The 4,401-nt window shown below is 38.1% G+C and carries 3 protein-coding genes; all 3 read right to left on the minus strand.

All coding sequences use genetic code 11. The features are described from left to right. Positions 1-2,543, minus strand: a 2,543-nt coding sequence (locus tag ACIQZ6_RS12100; RefSeq protein ID WP_395811452.1) for a c-type cytochrome, incomplete at its 3' end; no start/stop codon positions are given. Positions 2,544-2,617: 74 nt separating this feature from the next. After that, the gene (locus ACIQZ6_RS12105; RefSeq protein ID WP_395811454.1) at positions 2,618-3,772 is read right to left on the minus strand and encodes an FG-GAP repeat domain-containing protein; all 1,155 of its coding nucleotides are present in this window, start codon (positions 3,770-3,772) and stop codon (positions 2,618-2,620) included. A 291-nt stretch (positions 3,773-4,063) separates the two neighbouring features. After that, on the minus strand, positions 4,064-4,401 hold a 338-nt coding region (locus ACIQZ6_RS12110), incomplete at its 5' end, for a DUF1501 domain-containing protein (RefSeq protein WP_395811456.1).

Genomic DNA, 4,401 nt, shown 5'->3' on the forward strand with positions numbered 1-4,401 from the left:
ACCTCGCGCAAGGTTTGTGGAGCAAATGGATTCTGAGAGATATAATATTTTTCTGAGTCTTCATTTTTAAGTCTACCGATGGCTACACTTCCATCTTTCTGATAGAAAGCGGTGTATGCATATTGATCAGATATTACTTTATTGGGTTCAAGAATCGACTCTAAAATATCTCTGGCAGAAAAACGTGTTCCCAATTGAGTAAGTGAAGGGCCAACAGCACCACCTTCGCCTTTCATATTATGGCATGAAATACATTGAGTTGCGCTAAACAGCATTTTTCCTTGCTCGAAGTTTCTGTCTGTGGAGTCGTTCTGTACAAATTTTAAGGCTTCCTCTATTTTCCAGGCTCTTCCAGGGCCTTTAGGGCTTCCGGCACTGGCTAGTTTCATGCCATTAGTAGTGAGTAATTCATTACCCGAAATTTTATTATAGTATTCAAATTGATTTTGAGGCAGATTAGCTAAAGCCATTTTACGCGCTTTATCGATAAAGCCAATAAAACTATTTCCCCCTTTATAACCAAATGCGGTATAATACCATTTAAAATATTTCCCTCTTAATTCGGTTGTCCAGCCATTTTTTGCTTCACTTAATGCGGTTATGTAATAGATCTGTTGTGCAGGCGGTGTTTTAGCTAACATACCTGCAATATCAAGTCCGTATTGAGGATTACGTAGAATTAAGTCTGAAGATTGCATGAAAGTTTTTTGGTCATCCACATCTAGTACAACTCCGTCAAGCAATGCCAGAGTTTTTTGAACAACTAAAGGGTCATCTAATGCTACCAAAACCTTACTGAAGGAGCGGTTCAATTCATTGCTTTTTGCAGGATAAAATTGATTCAGATAAGAACTTAATTTAATTTTTTCAGCATCATGGGGTTTGCCCATTCTTGAAATGAGTAACTCATAGGCTCTTAAAATATCTATTTTTTGAGATTCTGGCAATCCATTGAAGTTTATATTCATCAACGCATTGATCATTCTAACTTGTAAACCTCTGTTGCCAGTTCTGGCCAAAGCAATCATGGCTTGAGTACGTATCTGCGGGTCTTTTTCACTGAATGCTTTTTCTTGCCATTGACTAATAGGCTGGTGCTCCATGGCAATGCGGGCAGCATAGCGAATATAACGATCAGTATTTTTTAGGTTTGGCCAGGCAAGGGCTATTGCTTTTGCATTGGGTGCTCCATGGAAGGTTTCTAATTGTCTTCTTAAATTTCGTGCCTGTAAAATATCGGCTGCGGGTTTTGAAATTATTGGATCATTAGGCAATTTGTTATCGCCATAATATACACGATACAGGTCTGAATCAAGTTTTCGGCCACCGGTTAAAAAGTACATCGCTCCATCTGGACCGATGATGCCATCGGTTAAAGGGAGTGGTGCGCCTGAAATAAATTCTTCGGCCGTTGCCTTGTAGGAAGATCCACTAGGATTAAGTTGAACGGCATAAATTATACCAAAACTCCAGTCAAAAGCAAATAGGCCTTTACGGTATTTTTCTGGGAAACGTGCATTATTACCACTGAAAAGGCTGGTAGGAGAGCCTTGTCCGATATTTAATATAGCAGGTAAATTATCCGGATACGCTGGCGACCATTTGCTATTTCCTGTGCGCCATCCAAATTCGCTCCCGCTTGTAGAATGACTAATACGGGTAGGTCTGTACCATGGCATACCAAAATCCCATTCCATGTCTGCGTCATATACAAACATATCGCCAACTTCATTAAAGGCAAGATCGAATGCATTTCTGTAGCCGGCACTAATTAATTCCCAGTTTGTTCCTTCAGGATTAATTTTTACGACGAAACCTCCTGGCGCCATACGATCATTTGCATGTCCGTTCGGATCTTTTATTAAAGGGAATAAATTATCTTCCTGCCAGGTTTCGGGTAGGCGATAGGCTTCCATTTTTGGAACATCCACATGATTTCCAGCAATTAGATGAATCGATTTCTTATCAGGTGAAATTACCATACTGTGCGGCCCATGTTCACCACCGGGTGTAACCAGATCTTTTAGTAAGGAGATTTTATCGTATTGATCATCATTATTGGTATCCTGAAGGCGATAAAGGCCACTTCCTTTGGCCATTGAGGTATCGCTTTTATGGTTCACCATTACGTAAAGACTGTTAAATGCATACAATAAGCCTTGAGCATATCCCATTTTTATTTTTGCTGAAGAGGTATCGCCGGCAATTTTTAGCTCTAATTTTTCGACTATTACTTTTGATTTTACAGCATCTGTTCCAATTGGAGGAATGGTTAATCGGTATAAATATCCATATTGATCACAAGCGATCATTCTTCCCTTATTATCAAAGGTCATGGCAACCCACGATCCATTTTTGCTCTCAGAAGGGCTATAAAGGTGTTCTGCATTAAAATTTGGCTGCAGCTTTAGCTTTTCAACTTTTGGATCTAATTCTCTGATCCGTTCCTTGGTAGTTTCCTTAACATTGTCAATAAAAGAGATCCCCAAAAAAAAGACGATCACCAGCAATCCTGCCAATTTTAAATACGTGTTCCGATTCATAATTTTGTCTACTATTATTTTAAAGTATTTTAAATATAAAATTGATTTTTGAGATAGCACTCAAATTACTTTGATTATGGTTTCTCGTTAAAAAATATATATAAGCCATCCTTGCCCGCAACCACAATATCTTTTCTGCCAGTTTTATGCATATCAGCAATGGCGAAATAAATTCCTGTGCCCTTACCTTCACCAAATGGGCCGTAACTAATCACGTTTTTTGTAAATGATTCACCATTCCATTTAAAAAAATAAAGACCTGGCGACTCATTGTCGCCTGCATCTTTACCATTGTGTGCACGGTAACGCTTACCGGTAATCAGCTCTGGCTGATTGTCATTGTCAATATCTACCCATTCCATTGTATGAAACTGTGAATGGTATGGGTCAATTGAATGCTTGATAAATTTAAATGATTTTCCATCTTTTTTCTGTTCATACCAATAAAGTCCATAGGAATGACCATGCCCTGCAATTAAATCATTTAATCCATCCTGGTTTACATCTGCAACGATAATTGGAATTGAGGCATCCATTAAATTAAAGTCAGGATGAAATGTCCATGCTTTATTTTCCCGATCCTCAGGAGCTTCAAACCAACCCTCAGCAACAATAAAATCACCCCTTCCATCACCATTGATATCGCCAAAACCTAAGCCATGGCCATGCTTTTCAGCAACTTGTGTTTTTATAAACTGGCCTAATGCTTTTTTATTTTTATCCCGTTTTAAGGTGTAATAAACCAAGGGGCTTCCTGGAGTATTGGGCACAATTTCATCAAATCCATCTCCATCTACATCCCAAGCCCGAGTAGTTTCTATATTGCCGGTTAGTGCTATGTCTACTTGTGCCCATTCCTGGTCATTACCCGGATTTTTTCTCCATCGAAGTGTTTTACTAAACCACCCACCGGTTATAAAATCTATTTTTCCATCACCGTCAACATCAAGTGGTATGGTCGAAAAATCATCGTAATATTCACCTACCCGTTCTATCTTCCCAATAAAATGACGATTTAAGAATGATGGCCCCTCATACCAATAACTTCCTGAAACAATATCACTATTTTGATCTCCATTCACATCAAAAACACCAACAGATTCTGCACTTTCTGATGCAATCAGTTGCTTTTTGAATTTGAGTTCAGAAACAGCTTGAAAAGAAAGTAATGGCATAATACCTATACCAATACAAACTTTTATAAAATGAAAAAATCTTCCTGAAGCCATCAAAGCTGAAATTATTCGTATTAATTGAATTATTTATTCGTGTTTTCTAACTATCGTTTTTTGAATATTGGTTTTGATTGCCAAACATTCGCAGGTAAAATGTATTGAATTTTAAGTATTTGTTTTTTTATATAATTAAATATAGAATAAATTGGGAAAACAATATCAGGTGATTGATACCAAATGCAAAATATAGATTAAATTTTAACTGTCTGTCCTTACCTGTCAGGCTTTTTAAAAATCAGTAAGATACAAATGGTATGTCTTGCTACTATCCTCAAGGCTTATCAATTATCCGAACAATCTCATTTCAGCTTTTCCTAACCCGTCGGGAGTGGAATAAAATGGCCGCTTCTCTACCACATAATGCGCATCTTCAGCAATGCCCAAAGCATGATAGATTGTTTGATGTATTTGTTCAATCATGATAGGCTTTTCAACGGTTTTGCATGGGCGTTCATCGGCTGTTTTACCATAAACGCTTCCTTTTTTTATTCCTCCGCCAAACATTAATATCGAACATCCATCGGTAAAGTGGCGGTGCATACCGTAGTTTTTGATGTCATGAATAATGTCGGGCTGGGCTACCTGCTCTTCAACCTTAAGATCGGGCCGGCCTTCAACCATCA

Origin of the sequence: Daejeonella sp., assembly GCF_044348475.1 — a bacterium.
GTDB lineage: Bacteria > Bacteroidota > Bacteroidia > Sphingobacteriales > Sphingobacteriaceae > Daejeonella.